Raw genomic sequence first — 19,746 nt, forward strand, 5'->3', positions numbered from 1 at the left:
TTTTGAAAAATATCATCCAAAATATTAACAAAGCTTTTGATCACCGAATACGTTTGGGGATAATGTCGGTTTTAATGGTCAACGAAAGTGCCGATTTTAACATGCTTAAAGAATTACTGGGTGTTACGGATGGCAATTTAGCCAGCCATACCAAAGCCTTGGAAACCGAGGAATACATTATGATTGAAAAACAATTCATTGGAAAAAAGCCCAACACGCGTTACATAGCTACGGCAACCGGAAAAAAAGCTTTCCAAGAGCACATAGAAGCACTTGAAAAATTACTATCGAAAAATTAACTATTTTTTTTATCTATACACTTTGAATTTCAAAGTACTTTTAATATAATTCATGAGAGACTTAATCATCGAAAAAATGTATGAGTGGAGCAAAAAGCCCTACCAAAAATTCTTTAAAAAGAATGAACCTTGGAATATAACGCCCAAAGAACTGATTCTGTATCCTCAAGACAGTTTGGGTTTTCACATGGGCTGTTTTTTGCTTAAATACAATTTTGAAATACAACCCAAACTCGAAGATCACGATGTGATTCACGTGTTGACCAACACCGGTGTTTCGGTCATTGAAGAAATTGGGATGCAATATTTCTTATGGGGTAACGGAAAAAAAAGTGCCTATTTATATATGGTAATTTTCATAGGCTCCCTCTTCTACCCTAACCGATACACTACTTTTTTAGATTACTTCAAAAGAGGTAAATCGGCACATCAATTTCATGACTTAGAATTTAATAAAATGTTACACCTACCGATACAAACCATTCAAACCACTTTTAACATCAAGTAAATGAACGTAATATTAAAACTTTTCTATCAAAACAAGAAAGCCAACCAATTGTTGCTTTTCTATGGAATTTATTGTCTTTCGCTATTATTGGTCAGAGCCAAATTAACCCATTCTATTTACTTGTTTTTCCTGATTTGGAACCTATTTCTAGCCGTTGTTCCTTATGGGATTTCATCCTATTTATTGACTATGAACTTAAAAAAAACTTCTAAATTCAAAATCTTATTCATTTCAGCTGTTTGGTTGGCTTTTATTCCGAATGCCTTTTACATCATCACAGACTTAGTCCATTTGGCCAATTCTGAAGGAAATCTCTTTTGGCTCGATTTAATTATTGTGAGTTCATTCGCCTTAATTGGTTTTGCTTTCGGATTACTCTCGCTGTTGCATTTTGAAAAAATTACCGAACAATACATTACGATAAAAACTGTTAATCTTATCATTCCGACCATCAGCATTCTTTGTGGTTTTGGAATTTATATTGGACGAATTATGCGCTACAACAGTTGGGATATCCTTAGCAATCCTATTGACTTAGCTTTTGATCTGTTCCAAATGGCCATTTCGATAAAGGCCCTATTATTTTCCCTTCACTTTGGCGTATTCATCTATTTCTCCTTTTTAATCAAAAAGAATTTAATCTCAAACAATCATAATCATGGAAACACAACTCATTACCAAAACTGAAACATCCGACCGATTTTCAACTTATTTAGCTGTTGGTTCATTTGGCATCGGCACTTTGCTATTTCTAATTCATTTCATTCTTCCGGAATTTGGAATACTGTATCTCATCGGCTATTTCTATTTGCTTTTCGCTTTTTTGATCAATCTGTTTGTTTTTCTGTATTTATTCTTTCAGTTTTTCATAAAGCCCAAAGAACGAGAAGTTTTAACGGTCAAAATGTTGATTATGTTGGCTAATATTCCAATTGCATTACTTTACCTCTACATTATATTTTACAAATTTTAATCCTATTTAAACATCACATCATGGAAAATCAAGAATTTCAAGAACAACAAAACACCGAAGAAAAAACATTCTTCCAATCCACAACCGCCAAAATGATTATGGTTGGTGCGCTCACACTCTTTTTACTTATTCCGCTATTCTTTGTACAAGATTTGATTAAAGAACGCTCCCAACGGAAATCAGAAGTTGTTGATGAAGTGTCAACTCTTTGGGGAAGCAACGTCGCTTTTTATGGTCCGGTTTTAAGAATTCCATATAATACTTACGAGAATCTAAATGTCATTGACCAAAAAACCGGCGTAACCACTTTACAAAGAAGAGCAACCACTAATTATGCTTATTTCTTCCCGAACGAATTGAACAATATTTCTAAAGTAAAGAAAAATGAATCTCTGAAACGAGGTCTTTTTAACCCGGTAGTTTTTTCGGCAGACATGAACTTTAAAGGAAATTTCACCGCGCCTAATTTTGCCAAACTCAATATTCCGGAAGAGAGCATTCAATGGGACAAAGCGGCAATCATTGTCAAAACTACCAATCTGAAAAGTATCAAAAGTGAACTAAAAATACAGCTCAACAATGAAAAACTAACGTTTGAACCACAACCGGATGAAAAAAGTGATTACAGCGTTTTGGCTACCAATATTTTTGATTACAAAGTCTTAGCCGCCAATAACCAAATCAATTTTAATTTTGGCATTACTTATAACGGAAGCAACAGCATCAACTTCATTCCGATTGGAAAAGTAACCAATGTTGGGATTGATTCCGATTGGGAATCGCCAAGTTTTGAAGGTTCATTTGCCGCTAATGACACTACTAAAGTCGTAAACAAAGACGGATTTCACGTGGATTGGAAAGTATTAGACATCAACCGCACGTTTTCGCAGCAATACGCGAATGTTTTGCCTAATTTGGATGATTATCTCTTTGGCGTAAAATTTATTGAAACAGTCGACGAATACCAGCAAAACGAGCGTGTTTCCAAGTATGGCTTCCTCGTAATCGGTTTGACATTTCTGATTTTCTTCTTAATTCAGTCGATAAGCAAAATCAATATTCATATTTTTCAATATTCAATGATTGGCATTGCGCTGATTATGTTTTACACTTTATTGATTTCAATTACTGAACACAGTAGTTTTAGTTTAGCTTATGCTATTTCCGGAATTGCGGTGGTAGTTATGATTACACTCTATTCGATTTCGATTTTGAAGAATAGAAAATTCCCGATGTTTATTGCGACGTCACTTTCCGTATTGTACACCTTCATTTATGTGATTATCCAAATGGAAGATTATGCGCTTTTAGTTGGAAGCATTGGCTTATTTTTCATCCTCGGAGCCGTGATGTATTTCTCCCGAAAAATTGATTGGGAAAAGTAAATTTCTAAACTAAAAAACCTGTTCTTTCGAGCAGGTTTTTTTTTATTCAAAATGATCTAAATCGATTTTCCAATCGGACTCATTTCGATACCAAAGTTGGCCTTGTGAAACTTGTAGCGGACAATCAAAATTATTGGTATACAAACTTCCGGTTCCTAAACCTTGCGGCATCGGATTATTGAGTCCAAAAGTAAATTGGGCAATTGCATTCAAACCAACGTTACTTTCTAAAGCGGAAGTAATCCACCAACCGATATTTAATTTTTCGGCAAGAGAAATCCATTCTAAAGTACCACGGATTCCACCGATAAAACTCGGCTTTAAAATGATGTATTGCGGTTGGATTTTTTGTAGCAAAGCTTCCTTATCTTCAAAAGAAAACACACCGATAAGTTCTTCATCTAAAGCAATGGGCAAATTAGTGCTTTTACACAAAACTGACATCGTGTCAGTATGGTTTTTTTGAATCGGTTGCTCTATGCTATGTAATTTAAAACCAGTTATTTGATTAATTTTATCTAAAGCTTCATTTTCAGAAAAAGCACCATTAGCATCAACCCGAATCTCGATGGTTTTTTCATCAAAATTTTGACGAATAAAGCGCAATAATTCGATTTCTTTCTCAAAATCTATAGCGCCAATCTTCATTTTTATACAGGTAAATCCTTGGGCAATTTTCTCTTCAATTTGACGTTTCATAAAGGCTTCATCACCCATCCAAACGAGTCCGTTGATAACAATAGATTTTTCGCCGGACGTAAATTTTGACGGAAATAAAACAAACGGATTTTTACTTTTTAAAGACAAAAAAGCCATCTCTACTCCGAATTGAATCGAAGGAAATTCCATCAATTCTTGCCATAATTTTTCCTCGCCAAGGTGAATATTTTCACAAACCCATTGCAGTTTTTCTTCATAATCGGGACGATCATCAGCCGATAATCCGCGTAAAATACCGCACTCGCCTATGCCTTTTTTACCGTCTTTTTCGAGTATCAAAAACCAGGTTTCTTTGTCGGTCAAAACGCCTCGAGAAGTACCCGAAGCCTGTTTGAAATGAAGGATATATTTATGGTAAGTTGCAGTCATTTTTTTAGTCTAAAACGCGTAAAATCTTCTTGAAATTTTCGGTACCAAAGCCATTATTTTTAAACTGTTCAAAATCAATTTTGGTCTGTTCGATCCAACTTTTGTGGTTGGCCAAATTGTTTTGTTGGTACTTTTTGTGAAGGTCTTTGGACTTATTTACTCTGTCTGTATACATATAAATATGCGCCAATTGCAATCGATAATTTAACTCTGAAGGATTCATGGAAATGGCTTTCAAATAAGCTTCTTCCGCTTTTACAAATTGCCTGGAAGATAAATAAAAACTGCCCAACAAACCATAATCAATGGCTGTAGCTCGGTTTTTCTCAATGATTTCCTTTTGGATTTTAAGAATCGCTTCTTCTGATTTATTACTGAAATTAAGCTTTTGAGCTTCACTTCTGACCATTTCTAAGTAACTATTCAATTGCCCTGATTTCACCAGACTTTCTTCAGCAAAACCATCTATAGCCTTAGCTTTTTCAGCCGGTAATAGCTTTTTATAGTCATTGTAAGCATATTTGGCAATAAAGACTTCCATAAAATTCCCCAAAAACAAATTCTTGTTGGATACTTTTTTGGCAATCTCCAACTGCTCAATTTCTTTTAAAAGACTCTTTCTATTTTCCACTGTCCAACCGCTTCGCAGACTATAATTAACCCATGGAACGACCTCTAAAACAATTTTTTCTTTCATCACCCAATTGTCGCTTTGAAATCCAAACCACAGATTCTGTATGCCTTGAGGCATGCATTTTGATTTTTCTGTTAGGAGCTTGGCGGCTTTGTTTACCGGTTCTTCTTGAGACACACAAGCGTTCTTGACAGTTCCTTCTTTTTCGTATTGCAAAGCGTCATTTTCATTGGTAAATACATAAAATTTACACTTGTCATCCCCTGAAATAGAAGAAAGCAAAAACACCGTTCCTGCAGCACCTTGACTAATTCCTGTTGGATCCGGAATGGCTTTTAGTACAGAAACCAAACTCGAACTGATTTTTTGATTGTCATCTAAAAGGGAAATGCGATAAACCACTTCTGTTGTACCCATAGGAAAATCGGCTGTTTTGATGGCTTTTCGTTTTCCGGCATTGAGTATAATCGTTTCATTAGTCGTTCTGATATTGTCCCAAAAGCCTTCGTTGCTTTGTGCAAAATCTAAAGAGGTACAGACTAATAGTAATCTTAAAATTAAAAATTTCATAAGATGTTTTTCGTTCCTAAAACAAGAAGAGTGCCAAAACTGACACTCTCATTCTCTGTATTAATATTATTAAAGCGAAATGCTTTCTCCTATTTCGAGTAGCATCAAGTCTTTTCCGGCATCGAAGAATTTCTTTTTGGCTTCGTCGTGATTGATTAAGATAAATCCGAAGGTATCAAAATGACAACCTAAAACCTTGTCACAATCGACAAAATCAGCTGCTATGATTGCATCTTCAACATCCATGGTAAAACAATTCCCGATAGGAAAAATGGCTAAATCGAGCTTGGTTCTCATCGGAATCAATTTCATATCCATGGTCAAAGCCGTATCGCCTGAAATGTAGATATTTTTGTGTTCCCCTTCGATTACAAATCCGCCCGGATTGCCACCATACGTTCCGTCAGGAAACGAACTCGAATGCGCTGCAGCGACATATTTCACTTTACCAAAATCAAACTGCCAGCTTCCGCCTTGATTCATTGGGTGGTATTGCAAGCCTTTGTTTCCGAAATGAGTCGCGATTTCCCAATTGGATATAATCACGGAATTATTGTTTTTGGCCACAGTTTCAACGTCTAAAATATGGTCGAAATGAGCGTGTGTAATTAGGATGTAATCTGCTTTTAAAGCATTGATATCAATATGAACAGCTTTTTCATTTCCGGAAATGAATGGGTCAACTAGTAACTGTTTTCCACCCACTTCAATTCCGATACAAGAATGCCCGTAAAATGTAATTTTCATGACTGTATTTTTTTAATTAAACGTAATTCACTACGACATCTGAAATAAAGAAAATCAGACACAAGGCCAAAAGAACTGAAAGCAAAAAAGTGCTGATGGCCAACTTCTTCAATTCGGGATCCAAAAGTTTAGGATTTTGGTTTTTGTAAACGGTAATCAAATGACTTATCAAAGGGAAATAAGCAACCACAAAAATATATTGGTCGAAGTGAAAATCGTTTAAAAAGGCAAACACCAACACTAAAATCATGGCCGAAATCACCAAAAAGAAATGGTACTTTTTAGCCGCTGCGCCACCCATTTTGACCACGATAGTATTCTTTCCGGCTTTTCTATCGCTTTCTTCATCGCGCATGTTGTTTAGATTTAAGACACCGACACTCAAGAAACCAATCGCAGTGGCCGGCAATAATAATAACCAATCTATTGTTTTAGAAAACATAAAATAAACTCCAAATGCACTTACCAATCCAAAGAAAATAAACACAAACAAATCTCCAAAACCACGATAACCATAAGCTCCTTTTCCAACGGTATATCGTATCGCTGAAGCAATGGCTAAAATCCCTAATATCAAAAAGACAAAAGAATACAGTAGATAGCTTTCTTTAAAAGCAAAATAAATTAGTAAAACGGCAAAAGTCAGGGTAATTAAAGCAGTGATTACCATCGCTTTTTTCATTGCTTGCGGTGTAATTAATCCGCTTTGAATGGCACGTTTTGGCCCAACTCTGTCCTCGTTATCCGTACCTTTTACGCCATCGCCATAATCGTTGGCAAAATTGGAGAGAATTTGCAATCCCAAAGTAGTCAGCAAAGCAAAAATAACGATGTTCCAATTGAACATTCCCTGTGACATCGCATAAAAACTTCCAACAATAATACCCGATACCGAAAGTGGTAAAGTTCTAACTCGTGCGGCTTCAACCCAGTGTTTCATATAATTTTAAATATTAAATTTTAGATATTAGATATGATTTTGATATTTGATATTTCAAATCTAATATTATTGCTACATCCAATTGCTGTTAGAGGTTTCTATTTCGTACAGCCAAAGGTTAACATATTCGTTTATTTTGTCAAATTTGCCCAAATGAAAAGTAATGTTTCCGCCAGCGGTATGCATCGTCAACGAACCTATATTTAAGCTTTTGTGCCAAAACAATTGCGAAGTCGTGATGGCTTGTATTTTACCGATTTCAATTATTTCATGGTCAACATCCCAAGCGCCGCTTTGTTTGATAATGTGGTTATCATTGACAAACAAACGGTAATTTCGGAATCCAAAAAACAGTAAAACCAACATAAAAATCGCAAAAAATACGGCAACATTGGCGTATTCAAAAACCCTAGGCTCAACGTATTTTCCAAACAAAAAATAGACGGTTAAAGGTAGTACAATTATGAGGAAAATAGAAAAAATCAATTTCCGAAAATTAGGCTTCATCATTACACCTTTTTCCGGCACTTGTTTGAACAATAATCTCAGAATCTCATCGCGTTCAAAAGCATTACAACCCGGAACTTCTATCAGGGATTTATTATCTTTTTTCTCGTCACTGATGGCTTGTCTAATCTTTATTTCAAGGACATTAAGTTTCTTTTGGAGATAATTTCTTGACACTTTCACAATTTGTACTTTCTCTGGTTTCAAAATGGTGCTTTGGGTGTTAATCAAGCCATAAGTCAACATTAGCGAGCCTTTTTGTTTGGTAACGGTATAATCAAAAAACTTGATTACTGTTCGTCCTATATTGATTAAAAAAACGACACTGAACATAATCAATACAAACAACAAACCTGAATACCAAACCGAGTTATTATCGACAAAACCTTCCAATTTTTCTGTGCTGATAACATCTTCTGCTCCGGCTTGGTGGAGGTTTTCATAAATGGTAAAGAAGAACGTCAGTATCAAACCAACACTTTTCACATAGTTGGAAGTAATGCCGATTTTGAGCAAACTGCCCAAATTGACTTTAAGAAACGGAATCGCTTGGTATTCGGGTTTTTCCGCTGCAATTTCTTCTTCCGAAACAGCTACTTTTTTCCCTTCATTTTCCAATAATTTCGATTTCAAAGCCAAAGCTAAATCATGCGAAATGGCTTTGATATTACCTTCTTTTTTGTCGCTTCCGGCAGTATCAACATCTAATGCATAAACTCCGATTAACCGTTGAATCAAGTTTTGCTTGATATTTACCTGTTGGATTTTATGAAGTTGAATCGTTGTTTTGGTCTTATTGATAATACCGTCACTGATGATAAACTCTTCGTTTTCTTCATCAATGTAAAAAGTGAAATTTCGGTATTTTAAAAAAGAATAAACGCCAAAATAAACCGCTACAGCAAGTAACGTTAGTGAACCGATAAGAACAGATAGAGAATTTGCCTTCAGTAAAGTAATGACAATAATCGGCCACATGGCTTTGAGTAATTGAAAAATCATCTCGAGGAAAATCACCAAAATACCCACCAAAGACTGGCGTTGCGGCTGATTGAAATTGGATTCCATTAGAGTTGCTTTTGAATTTTACCCATCAACAATTGCTTAATGTTTTCGGCTTCCTCTTTGGCAATCCCCGGAATCTCCAAATCGCTGGAAATGCCGCCGGCAGTAAAAATTTCCACTTTGGCTAAGCCAAAAAAACGCGCAATAAAACCTTCATGAAGTGCTACGTGTTGGACACGATTATACGGAATCACCATCGTATTGGTGGCAATAATACCGCTTCTGAAAATCACATCATGAGTTCTGAAAGCATAGGCTTTTTTCTTGAAGCTAATGCGTGACAATAATAAAGCAATAGCAAAAACTGTTACGTAAGCCGAAAAGAGCAATGGTTTGTGCTCAAATTCTTCCTCCACCAAAAAAAATAAAGTAACCATAATGGCTATACCCAACAAAAAAAAGCCGATAATACTAATCAAAATTACTCGCCAATATTTGGGGTCGATAGGAGACAATTGAACCGCTTCAAATCTAGGCAAAGCCTTAGTATCAATGGTTTCGTTGGTAAAGTTTTCCATATATTCTTTTAGAATTATTTTATAAATCAAATCTGACGAATGAACACCGCAAACCGAAGGCTGATGTTAAGGAATCCATTTGTTTTTTCCGAAATTTGGTTTTCTTTTTTCCAAAAAGGCATTTCGCCCTTCAATCGCTTCGTCTGTCATGTAGGCCAAACGCGTGGCTTCTCCGGCAAAAACTTGTTGACCCACCATACCGTCATCGGTTAAATTCATGGCGAATTTTAGCATTTTAATAGACGTTGGAGATTTCTCTAATATTTCTTGTGCCCATTGATAGGCGGTATCTTCCAATTCATCATGTGGAATAACGGCATTCACCATACCCATATCAAAAGCGTCTTGCGCAGTATAATTTCGGCCTAAAAAGAAAATCTCACGGGCTTTTTTCTGTCCGACCATTTTGGCCAAATAGGCCGAACCGTAGCCACCGTCGAAACTCGTCACATCAGCATCGGTTTGTTTGAAAATGGCATGCTCTTTACTGGCTAATGTCAGGTCGCAAACTACGTGCAAACTGTGTCCGCCGCCAACAGCCCAACCCGGAACCACTGCAATCACGACTTTGGGCATAAAACGAATTAAACGCTGAACTTCAAGTATATTCAATCGATGGTAACCGTCTTCGCCAACGTAACCTTGATGACCACGAGCCTTTTGATCTCCACCACTGCAAAATGACCAAACACCATCTTTAGAACTCGGTCCTTCGCCGGATAGCAAAACCACTCCTATTGAAGTGTCTTCCATAGCATCGTAAAAGGCATCGTATAATTCACTGGTTGTTTTTGGACGGAAGGCATTACGCACATTCGGTCGGTTAAATGCTATTCGGGCTACACCGTCGCATTTTTTATAGGTGATATCTTCAAACTCTTTGGCAGTAATCCAATTGATTGAACTCATATTTACTTAAATTAGGATTCTTATATTTTTAAGTTAAAAATAATTGTTAGCCAACTAAAACTATTATTTTAGCGTAAAAATAAATCATTTTTTGACTTTATCGTCATCCTATATCAGTTTCTTATGAATAAAAAATTGTTGCTTCTTTTATCATTATTTTTCAGTTTAAGTACATTTTCTCAAAAATATGATTTTCAAGTCATTAAAGAAATCACTTGTGCCGAAGTCATTGACCAACAAAACACCGGAACTTGTTGGAGTTTCTCAACTACTTCTTTTTTAGAAGCCGAAATCATTCGTACAACGGGTGTAAAAATAGACTTGTCAGAAATGTATAACGTAAGAAATATTTATTTAGACAAAGCTGATAATTATGTGATGCGCCAGGGTAAAACTCAATTTGGTGAAGGCGGTTTAAACCACGATGTGATTAATAGCGCTCGAAAATATGGTCTGGCATTACAAAACGATTTTTCGGGAAAGATTAAACCAGATGATAAATACGACCATTCCAAAATGGTTTCAGAATTAGAAGAAATCCTCAAAAAGGCTGTAGCGGAAACACCGGCTAAATACCCAAACTGGAAAACAGATTACAAAGCTGTTTTAGACCGATACATGGGCGAAACTGAATATGTTAGTCCAATTGTAAAAGAAGCCGTTTCGACCATTTACCTAATCAATTTTGACGATTATGTGACGATTACGTCTTTTACTCATGAACCGGTTTATTCGAAATTCATTCTCAATATTCCTGATAATTTCTCCAATGGATATTTTTACAATTTATCTTTAGATGAGTTTATTCAAAATATTGATTATGCATTAGATAAGGGATTTACAATCGCTCTTGACAGCGATGTTAGTGAAAGCACCTTTTCCGGCCAATTCGGCATTGCTGTTATTCCTCAAAACGAAACTGACAACAAAACTATACTAACCGAAATCAAACCTGAAAAAATGATTACTCCAGAATATCGGCAAGCAGAATTTGAAAATTACAACACTATGGATGATCATTTAATGCACATCATCGGCAAAGCCAAAGACCAAAAAGGAAACCTGTATTACAAGGTCAAAAACTCTTGGGGAACAAAATCAGGAAGAAACGGATTTGTTTACATGAGTGTAGCTTATTTAAAATTAAAAGCAATTTCGGTTTTAGTACACAAAGACGGTTTAATGTCAAGCACAAAAAAATCTTTAGGCCTATAAAAACAACCGATTTATCCGAATTTCACTGAAGTCATCGTTAGTGAACCACCAACAGCTTTATCATTAAAGAAACTTACTTCATCTGTTTTATCCTGTAACCCCAAAGTGTATAATAAAGGATAATAATGATCGGGGGTTGGTATAGCCAACTTGGCGGCAGTTCCTAATTTTTCATAAGCAATCAGTGATTTTGCATCTCCGGAAGTAATTTTTTCTTTAAAAACCTGATTGATTTCTTTAGCCCAATCATAACCAAACTCGGGTTCATTAAGTTTGTCCCAAGCCACCATTCTCAAATTGTGAACCATATTGCCACTACCAATTATCAAAACACCTTTTTGGCGCAAAGAAGCTAATTCTTTAGCCAAATCAAAGTGGTATTGTGGTGGTTTACTATAATCAATACTCAATTGCAATACGGGAATTTCTGCCTCGGGATACATATGTCTGACCACCGTCCATGTTCCGTGATCTAAACCCCAATCGTGGTCAAGTTCAACCTGAGTAGCTTTAATTAACTTAGAAGTTTCCACAGCCAATTCAGGGCTTCCTTTTGCTGGATATTGTACCTCAAATAGCGCTTTTGGAAAACCACCGAAATCGTGAATGGTTTGCGGATTTTCCATAGCCGTAATATGAGTACCTTCGGTCAACCAATGTGCTGAAATTACTAAAACCGCTTTTGGTCGTGGAATCTCATTTCCATATTTTGACCAAGTTCTTGAAAATTCATTGTCTTCAATTCCGTTCATTGGCGAACCGTGACCAATAAACAAGACAGGAAGTTTAGTATCGGTTTCTTTTAAGCCTTTTGTCAAGTTATATAAAGGATTTAGTGCCATCATTGTAGTTCCTCCTATTGCTAATTTTATAAAGTCATTACGCTTCATTATCACAACATTTGTATATACAAATATATGACTTTTAAACAATATTTTGTGCACATTACAAAAAAATTAACAGTTCAAAACTAAAAACTTATATATTTGATTGTTACTATCTAAACCAAACAAATGCAACAATTCACCCGTGAAGAAAAATTGAAACACTTGTTCAGTTTTCCTGTTATCATTGCCTCCTTGGGCTATTTTGTAGATATTTATGATTTACTCCTATTCGGAATTGTTCGAATTCCCAGTTTGAATGATATGGGCTTAGAGGCCGATACCGTTGGCACCATGATTCTGAATTATCAAATGGTTGGGTTGGTTTTAGGAGGCATCGTTTGGGGTGTTTTTGGCGATAAAAAAGGAAGACTTTCTGTTTTATTCGGTTCTATTATCGTATATTCTTTGGCCAATATTGCTTGCGGCTTTTTACCTCAAATGGATTTTGCCGACAAAGGTGTAATTTATGCTTGGTTGCGATTTATTGCCGGTATTGGTTTGGCAGGCGAATTGGGCGCTGGAATTACTTTAGTTTCTGAGACTTTACCCAAAGAATTAAGAGCCATCGGAACTTCAATAGTAGCCGGATTTGGCGTTTTGGGAGCCGTGGTAGCTCAATTTACGGTCGAACTTGCCGGAAGTTGGACAACCGCTTATTTCATTGGTGGCGGATTAGGATTGATGCTGCTTGTACTTAGAATAAGCGTTGCCGAAAGTGGAATGTTTAAAAGCATCAAAGAAAACAGTTCGATTAAAAGAGGTGATTTTTTATCCTTTTTTACCAAAAAAACTTTGTTTATAAAATACCTAAAGTGCATTCTAATTGGTGTTCCCATTTGGTATTGCATCGGAATCTTGGTCTTTATGGCCAACCAATTTGCTCCCGAAATGGGCATTACATCCATCGATCCGGGAAAAGCGATTATGTGGACGTATATTTCAACTTCTGTCGGTGATTTTTCTTGTGGGTTTATATCGCAAGCCTTGCATTCACGAAAGAAAACCATTTTATACATGCTATTATTCACTTTTGCGGGTGTTGCTTTGCTCCTTTTTAGTGGCAATAAAACCGAAAACATGTATTACTTCTATTGCGGATGGATTGGTTTGGGTTGCGGTTTTTGGGCGATGTTTGTCACGGTTTCCGCAGAACAATTTGGCACCAATATGAGAAGTACAGCAACCACGAGTGTTCCCAATATGGTTCGTGGCACTGTACCAATTATGCTGATTGGTTTCGATTATTTGAAACAAAACAATTCGGTCATTATTTCAGCTGCTGTAGTAGGTTTAATTGCATTCGCATTGGGCATTTATGCTACTTTGACCATAAGTGAAACCCACAATCGTCACATGGATTTTGTGGAGTAAAAAAACGCACTTTTAACAAGAATTTCTGAAAAGTAAATTCTAAAAACTAAATCCAACCTTTGTATCTTTGCACTACGTAAATTGCAATTATGGAATCAGTACTCGAAAGCAACCAACCCGTTGGTAAACCAAAATGGCTAAAAGTCAAATTGCCTATCGGTCAAAAATACACTGAACTTCGCGGTTTAGTCGATAAATACAAACTCAACACTATTTGTACCTCAGGTAGTTGTCCTAATATGGGTGAATGTTGGGGCGAAGGCACCGCCACCTTTATGATTTTAGGGAATGTCTGTACGCGTTCGTGTGGATTTTGCGGCGTAAAAACCGGAAGACCGGAAACGGTAGATTGGGACGAACCTGAAAAAGTAGCGCGTTCCATCAAAATCATGAAAATCAAACATGCCGTAATCACCAGCGTTGACCGCGATGATTTAAAAGATATGGGTTCAATTATTTGGTTTGAAACCGTTCAAGCCATCCGCAGAATGAATCCCGAAACGACTTTGGAAACACTTATCCCCGATTTTCAGGGCGTAGAAAGAATCATCGACCGTATCGTAGAAGCCAATCCTGAAGTAGTTTCACATAACGTAGAAACCGTCCGTCGTTTGACACGTGAAGTGCGTATTCAAGCAAAATACGACAGAAGTTTGGCCGTGTTGAAATACTTAAAACAACAAGGTATCAAAAGAACCAAATCGGGTATCATGCTCGGATTAGGTGAAACCGAAGAAGAAGTAATCCAAACCATGCAAGATTTACGCGATAATGACGTAGATATTGTAACCATTGGACAATATTTACAACCTAGCAAAAAACACTTACCGGTAAAAGAATTCATCAGACCGGAACAATTTGAAAAATACGAAAAAATCGGTAAGGAAATGGGATTCCGTCACGTGGAAAGCGGCGCATTGGTTCGTTCTTCATACCATGCAGAAAAACATATTTTGTAAAAAAGCAAAAAAAAACGTTTAAAAGTTATAGGGTTTAAAGGTTTAAAATTGTTATTAATCTAAACATTTAAACAACATCGAACTATTTTAAACCACAATAAACGACTTTAAACTATAGTAGACTTGAACCATAAAACTCAAATTGCCATTAACGGTTTTGGAAGAATAGGACGCAACTTATTCCGATTGCTTTTAAATCACCCAAGTATTGAAGTTGTCGCTATCAATGATATTGCCGACAATCGTACGATGGCACATTTAATCAAATACGACAGCATACACGGGGTTTTGCCTTATCCTGTATCTTTTGATGATAATTCCATTATTGTTGAGGGAAAGCATTACACTTTTTTTCACGAAAAAGAAATTAGTAATCTAAAATGGGAACCTATAGATTTTGTTGTGGAATGCACCGGTAAATACAAGACTTTTGAAGATATTAACCAACATATATCGGTCGGAGCCAAAAGAGTAATTCTTTCCGCACCAAGCGAAGTGCCCGAAATTAAAACTGTAGTGCTTGGTGTAAACGAAAACATTCTAGACGGTACAGAACTAATCGTTTCCAACGCCAGTTGCACCACCAACAATGCCGCTCCGATGATTAAAGTCATCAATGAATTGTGTGGCATTGAACAAGCTTACATTACAACGGTTCACTCTTATACCACTGACCAAAGTCTACACGACCAACCGCATAAAGATTTACGTCGAGCACGCGGCGCAAGTCAATCAATTGTGCCAACTACAACCGGTGCAGCCAAAGCCTTAACCAAAATATTCCCGGAAATGGAGGGCAAAATAGGTGGCAGCGGTATTCGCGTTCCGGTTCCGGATGGTTCGTTAACTGACATTACTTGTTATGTCAAAAAACAAGTAAGTATTGAAGAAATCAATTGGGCATTCAAAAACGCTGCAGAAACAAACTTAAAGGGAATTCTCGCTTATACGGAAGATCCAATTGTTTCTGTAGACATATTGGGCAACCAAAACTCTTGTCTGTTTGATGCGCAACTCACCTCTGTCATTGACAAAATGGTCAAAGTTGTGGGTTGGTACGACAATGAAATCGGATATTCTTCAAGAATAATAGACCTTATTATTTTGTTGAAAAAATAATTTAGCTACATTTATAAACCTATGTAAACCTGCAATTCTATGAGATGGTTATTATTCATATTACTATTTCAAACGCTCGGCTTTAGTCAAAGAAAAGTCGCGATATCGCCTGCAGACAGCACAGCATATTACATAGACTTGGCCAATTTTAACAAAAAAATCAACAACTACAAATCTTCGTTATACTTTTCTCAGAAAGCGATTAACTATGCCCAATTAAAAGGCAATACCCAACAAAAGTCAGACGCACTTTACTCTTTAGGCACAACCTATTTCGAACTTAAAAAATATGAAGATGCTGTAGAAGTTTTTTCTAAATGCGCTGCTTTATTAAGTTCGATTCCTCCTTCAAGCCAACAAGCGATTTGCTATTACAATATGGGCATGTGCTACATGAATTTGGATGAATTTGCTAAAGCAGAACTCAATTTCAACAAATCACAAGCCGTTTATAACATTTTAAAAATAGATGCTTCCGAACCTTTAAAACTTCAAAAAGGAATTTTGTACAAAAACAAAGGCAAAACCGAATTAGCCTCAAAATTATTCAATGAAATTATTTCAAAATCTGACATGGAAGACATCTATAAATCCAAAGCAGAAGCCTTATATCAAATGGGCACCATTGAAGAAAGCCTAAACCACAATAACCTTGCAATTAACTACTTGAACAGAGCTTTAGTTTTAAATGCACGAGAGAAGAATTTAGACCAAAAAGCAGCCATATTGCTATCCCTTAGTCGAACCAATGAAAAACTGCTGAACCTAAAAAAATCACATGACTATTTAAAAGAACACATGGAAATCAAAGACAGTCTTTCCATTTTGAGCAATCAAAAACTGGATGCCAATGATTACCAAGAATTCAAAGAAAGCGAGCGAATGAAAGCGCTTGAACAAATGACGAAAGAGAATGAAGCCCAACAAAAAACCAATAAATTTGTTAAGCTGATCAGTATTTTAGCCATTGCTTTAATCTCTATCTTATCGCTTTTAAGTTTGTCTTTATACAAAAACAACATCATTCGAACGCGTTCTAATGAGCTGCTTCAAGAGAAAAACATTGAACTGCAAATGGCCAAAGAGAAAGCCGAAAAAGCCTCTAAAGCGAGAGCCGAATTTCTTTCGACTGTAAGTCATGAATTGAGAACTCCATTGAATGCAATCAATGGGATTACCCATTTGTTGATTGAAGACAATCCGAAGCAAACCCAATTGCATTACTTGAATTCCTTAAAGTTTTCAGGAAATTACCTGCTGACATTTATCAATGAAATTTTAGAAATCAACCGAATTGACTCAAGTAATATTGAAATTGAATATATCGACTTTAATTTGAAACAGTTGTTGGCAGACATACAGAACTCAATGAATGAAATTGCCACCAAGAACAACAACAAATTCACTTTAGAAATAGACAAAAACATACCGGAAATAGTATTAGGTGATCCAACAAAATTATCGCAAATATTCATCAACTTAATCAATAATGCCCTGAAGTTTACTAAAAACGGGGAAGTGACTGTTATTGCCAAATTGGTTGATCAAGGCAGTGATTTCTCCCGAATCAACTTTGAGATACGCGATACCGGAATCGGAATACCGGAAGAAAAGCAAGAAACCATTTTTGACAGTTTCTCTCAGGGTTCTATTGAAATTAATCGAAAATATGGCGGAACCGGCTTAGGACTAACCATCGTAAAAAAACTGGTTGATTTGTTAGGTGGTGAAATCGGACTGAAAAGTGAAGTCGGCGTAGGAACTTCTTTTGCCTTCGAACTCAATTTACACAACGGAAGTCAAGAAATACAAACCGAAAAACCTGTCCTTTATTCGGATGATATTTTAGTAGGTAAAAATGTTTTGGTAGTAGAAGACAACAAAATCAACCAAATGGTAACCAAAAAAATGTTAGAAAATAAAGGGATGAAATGCAAAATCGTCGACAACGGCGAAGAAGCTATTGAAGTCATGCGTGCCGAAAATGATTATGATTTAGTACTAATGGATGTGCATTTACCCGGAATTAACGGAACCATAGCTACACAAAATATCCGAGAATTTGAAACCCAAAAACCCATCATCGCTCTAACGGCCATTTCATTAAACGAAAACCGAGAAATGTTGTTATCTTTCGGAATGACAGATGTAATCACCAAACCTTTCGATCCAGAAAATTTTTATAGGGTAATTGCGTTGAATTTAGTTTAATACTGAAGAATCAACTCCTTAATCAACTGTCTTACTTTGGGTTCAGCTTCATTGGCCGCTTTTAAAACTTCTTCATGGGTAATGTTTTCCAAATGTTCTTCACTGCCAATATCAGTAATCACCGAAATCCCAAAAGTCTCTAATTCCATGTGTCTTGCCACAATTACTTCAGGAACCGTTGACATTCCGACACAATCAGCACCAATCACTTTGACCATTTTATATTCATGCAAGGTTTCAAAAGTTGGTCCTTGCAATCCAAGATAAACACCATCTTGTAATTCAATGTTAGAAGCACGTGCAATCTCTTTGATTTTGGCAATCATTTTGATACTGTATGGTTCGTTCATATTTACAAATCGAGGCCCGAAACGCGGATCATTCTTGCCTCTTAATGGATGTTCCGGCATCATGTTGACATGGTCGGTAATGATGGCGATTGTCCCTACTTTATAATTCGGATTCACACCACCGGAAGCATTGGACACAATGAGTTTACTCACGCCTATATATTTCATAACTCTTACGGGAAAAGTAACTTCTTGCATCGAATAGCCTTCATAATAATGAAATCTTCCTTGCATCGCCACTACTTTTTTATCGCCAATAGTTCCAAATACTAAAGCGCCTTTATGCCCTTCTACAGTAGATACCGGAAAATTAGGGATTTCATTATAAGGCAAAGTAAATTCGATTGCAATATCGTCTGTAAAACTGCCTAATCCCGAGCCTAAAATTACACCGTATTCAGGAGTAAAATTGGTTTTATGCTTAATGTAATTAACCGTTTCTTGTACAAGTTCCCACATAGTTTAAAATAATTTGGTCAAAAGTATCACTGTGCTTTATCAGCTTACTTTTGATTGGTAAATAATATAATTGTGCTCCGAAAATAGCAGCTTCCAAACGTACAAAATCCTTTTCGGTTGTAACGATAATTGTGTCGATGGCTTGGCTTTTAATATTCAAAATATCGCTTTCGGTAAAATGATGATGGTCAGCAAAAGTCATAACCACATCATTATCAGATTGCAGATAATCAAAAAACGGTTTTGGCTTAGCAATACCGGCTAACAATAATTTTTCCTGTAATTTGACTTTGGCCACTTCCAAACTACTGCTTTGGTTATATACCTTATCATCATAATCTACAAAGCTGAAGAAAATAGGCATGTCTAGACCAATTTTCTTCTTGATATTTTCCTGCGCAAGATCCGGAATGTTTGGCGGACATTTGGTGACAATTATCATATTGGCTCTTTTAGCGCCATTCCGACTTTCGCGAAGATTTCCGGTTGGCAATAGATAATCATCACAAAACAACTCGTCATAAGCGGTTAGAAGAATATAAAATCCGGCTTTAACCTTACGGTGTTGAAAGGCATCATCGAGTAAAATCACTTCCGGCTTATCTTTTTGTGCCAATAGTTGAGTGATACCGTTTCGTCGGTCAGCATCGACGGCAACTTGTATTTGTGGAAATTTTCTATAATACTGAAACGGTTCGTCTCCAAGCATTGCCGCATTGGCATTGGCATCCGCCAAAATAAAACCTTCCGATTTTCTTTTGTAACCCCGACTAAGTGTAGCCACTTTATAATTAGGAGAAAGTAAACGAATTAAATACTCAATTTGTGGTGTTTTGCCGGTTCCGCCAACGCTGAGATTTCCAACAGCAATGACTGGTATGTCGAAAGAATACGATTTTAGTATACCTTTATCATAAAGATAATTTCTAACGGAAGTGACAAAGCCATAAAGAATGGCAAAAGGGAAAAGTAATTTTCGCAACAAAATCATAGTACGAAAGTAACGATTTTTTATCTTTGAATGAAAATAT

At 36.4% G+C, this 19,746-nt stretch carries 20 protein-coding genes; 10 read left to right on the forward strand and 10 right to left on the reverse strand.

Annotated elements, in window-relative coordinates; all coding sequences use genetic code 11:
• Positions 1–2: 2 nt before the first annotated feature.
• From ICG50_RS06365 to creD, 5 genes are read left to right on the forward strand one after another with little or no spacing between them, the layout of a single operon-like run.
• A complete protein-coding gene (locus ICG50_RS06365) occupies positions 3–299 on the forward strand; it encodes a winged helix-turn-helix domain-containing protein (RefSeq protein WP_187660075.1) in 297 nt (98 codons plus the stop codon).
• A 52-nt stretch (positions 300–351) separates the two neighbouring features.
• On the forward strand, positions 352–807 hold the full coding sequence (locus ICG50_RS06370) for a hypothetical protein (RefSeq protein ID WP_187660076.1): 456 nt from the start codon (positions 352–354) through the stop codon (positions 805–807).
• Positions 808–1,494, forward strand: coding sequence for a DUF1361 domain-containing protein (locus tag ICG50_RS06375; RefSeq protein WP_187660077.1), 687 nt, complete (start codon positions 808–810; stop codon positions 1,492–1,494).
• The gene (locus ICG50_RS06380; protein ID WP_187660078.1) at positions 1,466–1,780 is read left to right on the forward strand and encodes a hypothetical protein; all 315 of its coding nucleotides are present in this window, start codon (positions 1,466–1,468) and stop codon (positions 1,778–1,780) included. Before ICG50_RS06375 ends, ICG50_RS06380 begins: the two co-directional genes overlap by 29 nt.
• 20 nt (positions 1,781–1,800) lie before the next feature.
• Complete coding sequence (gene creD / locus ICG50_RS06385) at positions 1,801–3,165, forward strand: cell envelope integrity protein CreD (protein WP_187660079.1); 1,365 nt, start codon at positions 1,801–1,803, stop codon at positions 3,163–3,165.
• A gap of 42 nt (positions 3,166–3,207) precedes the next feature.
• Here creD and ICG50_RS06390 read toward each other — a convergent pair whose 3' ends face one another.
• The 7 genes from ICG50_RS06390 to ICG50_RS06420 all read right to left on the reverse strand — a co-directional run bounded on the left by ICG50_RS06390 (position 3,208) and on the right by ICG50_RS06420 (position 10,144).
• Positions 3,208–4,254 (reverse strand): o-succinylbenzoate synthase, encoded by a 1,047-nt coding sequence (locus ICG50_RS06390; protein WP_187660080.1) that lies wholly within the window; start codon positions 4,252–4,254, stop codon positions 3,208–3,210.
• 4 nt (positions 4,255–4,258) lie between these two features.
• Positions 4,259–5,458: a tetratricopeptide repeat protein gene (locus ICG50_RS06395; protein ID WP_187660081.1), complete on the reverse strand. Its 1,200-nt coding sequence runs from the start codon at positions 5,456–5,458 to the stop codon at positions 4,259–4,261.
• 69 nt (positions 5,459–5,527) lie between these two features.
• On the reverse strand, positions 5,528–6,205 hold the full coding sequence (locus ICG50_RS06400) for a metal-dependent hydrolase (RefSeq protein WP_187660082.1): 678 nt from the start codon (positions 6,203–6,205) through the stop codon (positions 5,528–5,530).
• A gap of 16 nt (positions 6,206–6,221) precedes the next feature.
• Positions 6,222–7,145 (reverse strand): 1,4-dihydroxy-2-naphthoate polyprenyltransferase, encoded by a 924-nt coding sequence (locus ICG50_RS06405; RefSeq protein ID WP_187660083.1) that lies wholly within the window; start codon positions 7,143–7,145, stop codon positions 6,222–6,224.
• Positions 7,146–7,217: 72 nt separating this feature from the next.
• Positions 7,218–8,720, reverse strand: coding sequence for a PH domain-containing protein (locus ICG50_RS06410; protein ID WP_187660084.1), 1,503 nt, complete (start codon positions 8,718–8,720; stop codon positions 7,218–7,220).
• A complete protein-coding gene (locus ICG50_RS06415) occupies positions 8,720–9,235 on the reverse strand; it encodes a PH domain-containing protein (protein ID WP_187660085.1) in 516 nt (171 codons plus the stop codon). The genes ICG50_RS06410 and ICG50_RS06415 overlap by 1 nt, the downstream gene beginning before the upstream one ends.
• 66 nt (positions 9,236–9,301) lie before the next feature.
• Complete coding sequence (locus tag ICG50_RS06420; RefSeq protein WP_187660086.1) at positions 9,302–10,144, reverse strand: 1,4-dihydroxy-2-naphthoyl-CoA synthase; 843 nt, start codon at positions 10,142–10,144, stop codon at positions 9,302–9,304.
• A 123-nt stretch (positions 10,145–10,267) separates the two neighbouring features.
• Between ICG50_RS06420 and ICG50_RS06425 the strand changes: the two genes are divergently transcribed.
• Positions 10,268–11,359 (forward strand): C1 family peptidase, encoded by a 1,092-nt coding sequence (locus tag ICG50_RS06425; protein ID WP_187660087.1) that lies wholly within the window; start codon positions 10,268–10,270, stop codon positions 11,357–11,359.
• An 11-nt stretch (positions 11,360–11,370) separates the two neighbouring features.
• On the opposite strand, the gene ygiD is transcribed toward ICG50_RS06425, so the two are convergent.
• A complete protein-coding gene (gene ygiD / locus ICG50_RS06430; RefSeq protein WP_222940159.1) occupies positions 11,371–12,204 on the reverse strand; it encodes a 4,5-DOPA-extradiol-dioxygenase in 834 nt (277 codons plus the stop codon).
• A 168-nt stretch (positions 12,205–12,372) separates the two neighbouring features.
• Here ygiD and ICG50_RS06435 point away from each other — a divergent pair, with 168 nt between their 5' ends.
• The 4 genes from ICG50_RS06435 to ICG50_RS06450 all read left to right on the forward strand — a co-directional run bounded on the left by ICG50_RS06435 (position 12,373) and on the right by ICG50_RS06450 (position 17,906).
• Positions 12,373–13,617: an MFS transporter gene (locus tag ICG50_RS06435; protein WP_187660089.1), complete on the forward strand. Its 1,245-nt coding sequence runs from the start codon at positions 12,373–12,375 to the stop codon at positions 13,615–13,617.
• An 89-nt stretch (positions 13,618–13,706) separates the two neighbouring features.
• Positions 13,707–14,576, forward strand: coding sequence for a lipoyl synthase (gene lipA, locus ICG50_RS06440; RefSeq protein ID WP_187660090.1), 870 nt, complete (start codon positions 13,707–13,709; stop codon positions 14,574–14,576).
• Positions 14,577–14,699: 123 nt separating this feature from the next.
• Entirely contained in the window at positions 14,700–15,695 is a 996-nt protein-coding gene (gene gap, locus ICG50_RS06445) for a type I glyceraldehyde-3-phosphate dehydrogenase (RefSeq protein ID WP_187660091.1), read from the forward strand.
• 39 nt (positions 15,696–15,734) lie between these two features.
• A complete protein-coding gene (locus ICG50_RS06450; RefSeq protein WP_187660092.1) occupies positions 15,735–17,906 on the forward strand; it encodes a tetratricopeptide repeat-containing hybrid sensor histidine kinase/response regulator in 2,172 nt (723 codons plus the stop codon).
• On the opposite strand, the gene ICG50_RS06455 is transcribed toward ICG50_RS06450, so the two are convergent.
• A complete protein-coding gene (locus ICG50_RS06455) occupies positions 17,903–18,715 on the reverse strand; it encodes a purine-nucleoside phosphorylase (RefSeq protein WP_187660093.1) in 813 nt (270 codons plus the stop codon). The genes ICG50_RS06450 and ICG50_RS06455 overlap by 4 nt on opposite strands.
• Positions 18,687–19,706, reverse strand: coding sequence for a tetraacyldisaccharide 4'-kinase (lpxK, locus tag ICG50_RS06460; RefSeq protein ID WP_187660094.1), 1,020 nt, complete (start codon positions 19,704–19,706; stop codon positions 18,687–18,689). The genes ICG50_RS06455 and lpxK overlap by 29 nt, the downstream gene beginning before the upstream one ends.
• Between the last annotated feature and the right edge of the window lie 40 nt (positions 19,707–19,746).

This window comes from Flavobacterium buctense, assembly GCF_014486695.1.
In the GTDB taxonomy this organism is placed as follows: domain Bacteria; phylum Bacteroidota; class Bacteroidia; order Flavobacteriales; family Flavobacteriaceae; genus Flavobacterium; species Flavobacterium buctense.

Coding starts and splice junctions, on each gene's coding strand:
- ICG50_RS06400 (WP_187660082.1), bottom strand. CDS start 6,205: ATGAAAATTACATTTTACGGGCATTCTTGTATCGGAATTGAAGTGGGT.
- lipA (WP_187660090.1), top strand. CDS start 13,707: ATGGAATCAGTACTCGAAAGCAACCAACCCGTTGGTAAACCAAAATGG.
- ICG50_RS06435 (WP_187660089.1), top strand. CDS start 12,373: ATGCAACAATTCACCCGTGAAGAAAAATTGAAACACTTGTTCAGTTTT.
- ICG50_RS06375 (WP_187660077.1), top strand. CDS start 808: ATGAACGTAATATTAAAACTTTTCTATCAAAACAAGAAAGCCAACCAA.
- ICG50_RS06455 (WP_187660093.1), bottom strand. CDS start 18,715: ATGTGGGAACTTGTACAAGAAACGGTTAATTACATTAAGCATAAAACC.
- creD (WP_187660079.1), top strand. CDS start 1,801: ATGGAAAATCAAGAATTTCAAGAACAACAAAACACCGAAGAAAAAACA.
- ICG50_RS06410 (WP_187660084.1), bottom strand. CDS start 8,720: ATGGAATCCAATTTCAATCAGCCGCAACGCCAGTCTTTGGTGGGTATT.
- ICG50_RS06405 (WP_187660083.1), bottom strand. CDS start 7,145: ATGAAACACTGGGTTGAAGCCGCACGAGTTAGAACTTTACCACTTTCG.
- ICG50_RS06395 (WP_187660081.1), bottom strand. CDS start 5,458: ATGAAATTTTTAATTTTAAGATTACTATTAGTCTGTACCTCTTTAGAT.
- ICG50_RS06420 (WP_187660086.1), bottom strand. CDS start 10,144: ATGAGTTCAATCAATTGGATTACTGCCAAAGAGTTTGAAGATATCACC.
- ICG50_RS06415 (WP_187660085.1), bottom strand. CDS start 9,235: ATGGAAAACTTTACCAACGAAACCATTGATACTAAGGCTTTGCCTAGA.
- ICG50_RS06425 (WP_187660087.1), top strand. CDS start 10,268: ATGAATAAAAAATTGTTGCTTCTTTTATCATTATTTTTCAGTTTAAGT.
- ICG50_RS06380 (WP_187660078.1), top strand. CDS start 1,466: ATGGAAACACAACTCATTACCAAAACTGAAACATCCGACCGATTTTCA.
- ICG50_RS06390 (WP_187660080.1), bottom strand. CDS start 4,254: ATGACTGCAACTTACCATAAATATATCCTTCATTTCAAACAGGCTTCG.
- ICG50_RS06450 (WP_187660092.1), top strand. CDS start 15,735: ATGAGATGGTTATTATTCATATTACTATTTCAAACGCTCGGCTTTAGT.
- lpxK (WP_187660094.1), bottom strand. CDS start 19,706: ATGATTTTGTTGCGAAAATTACTTTTCCCTTTTGCCATTCTTTATGGC.
- ICG50_RS06370 (WP_187660076.1), top strand. CDS start 352: ATGAGAGACTTAATCATCGAAAAAATGTATGAGTGGAGCAAAAAGCCC.
- ygiD (WP_222940159.1), bottom strand. CDS start 12,204: ATGATGGCACTAAATCCTTTATATAACTTGACAAAAGGCTTAAAAGAA.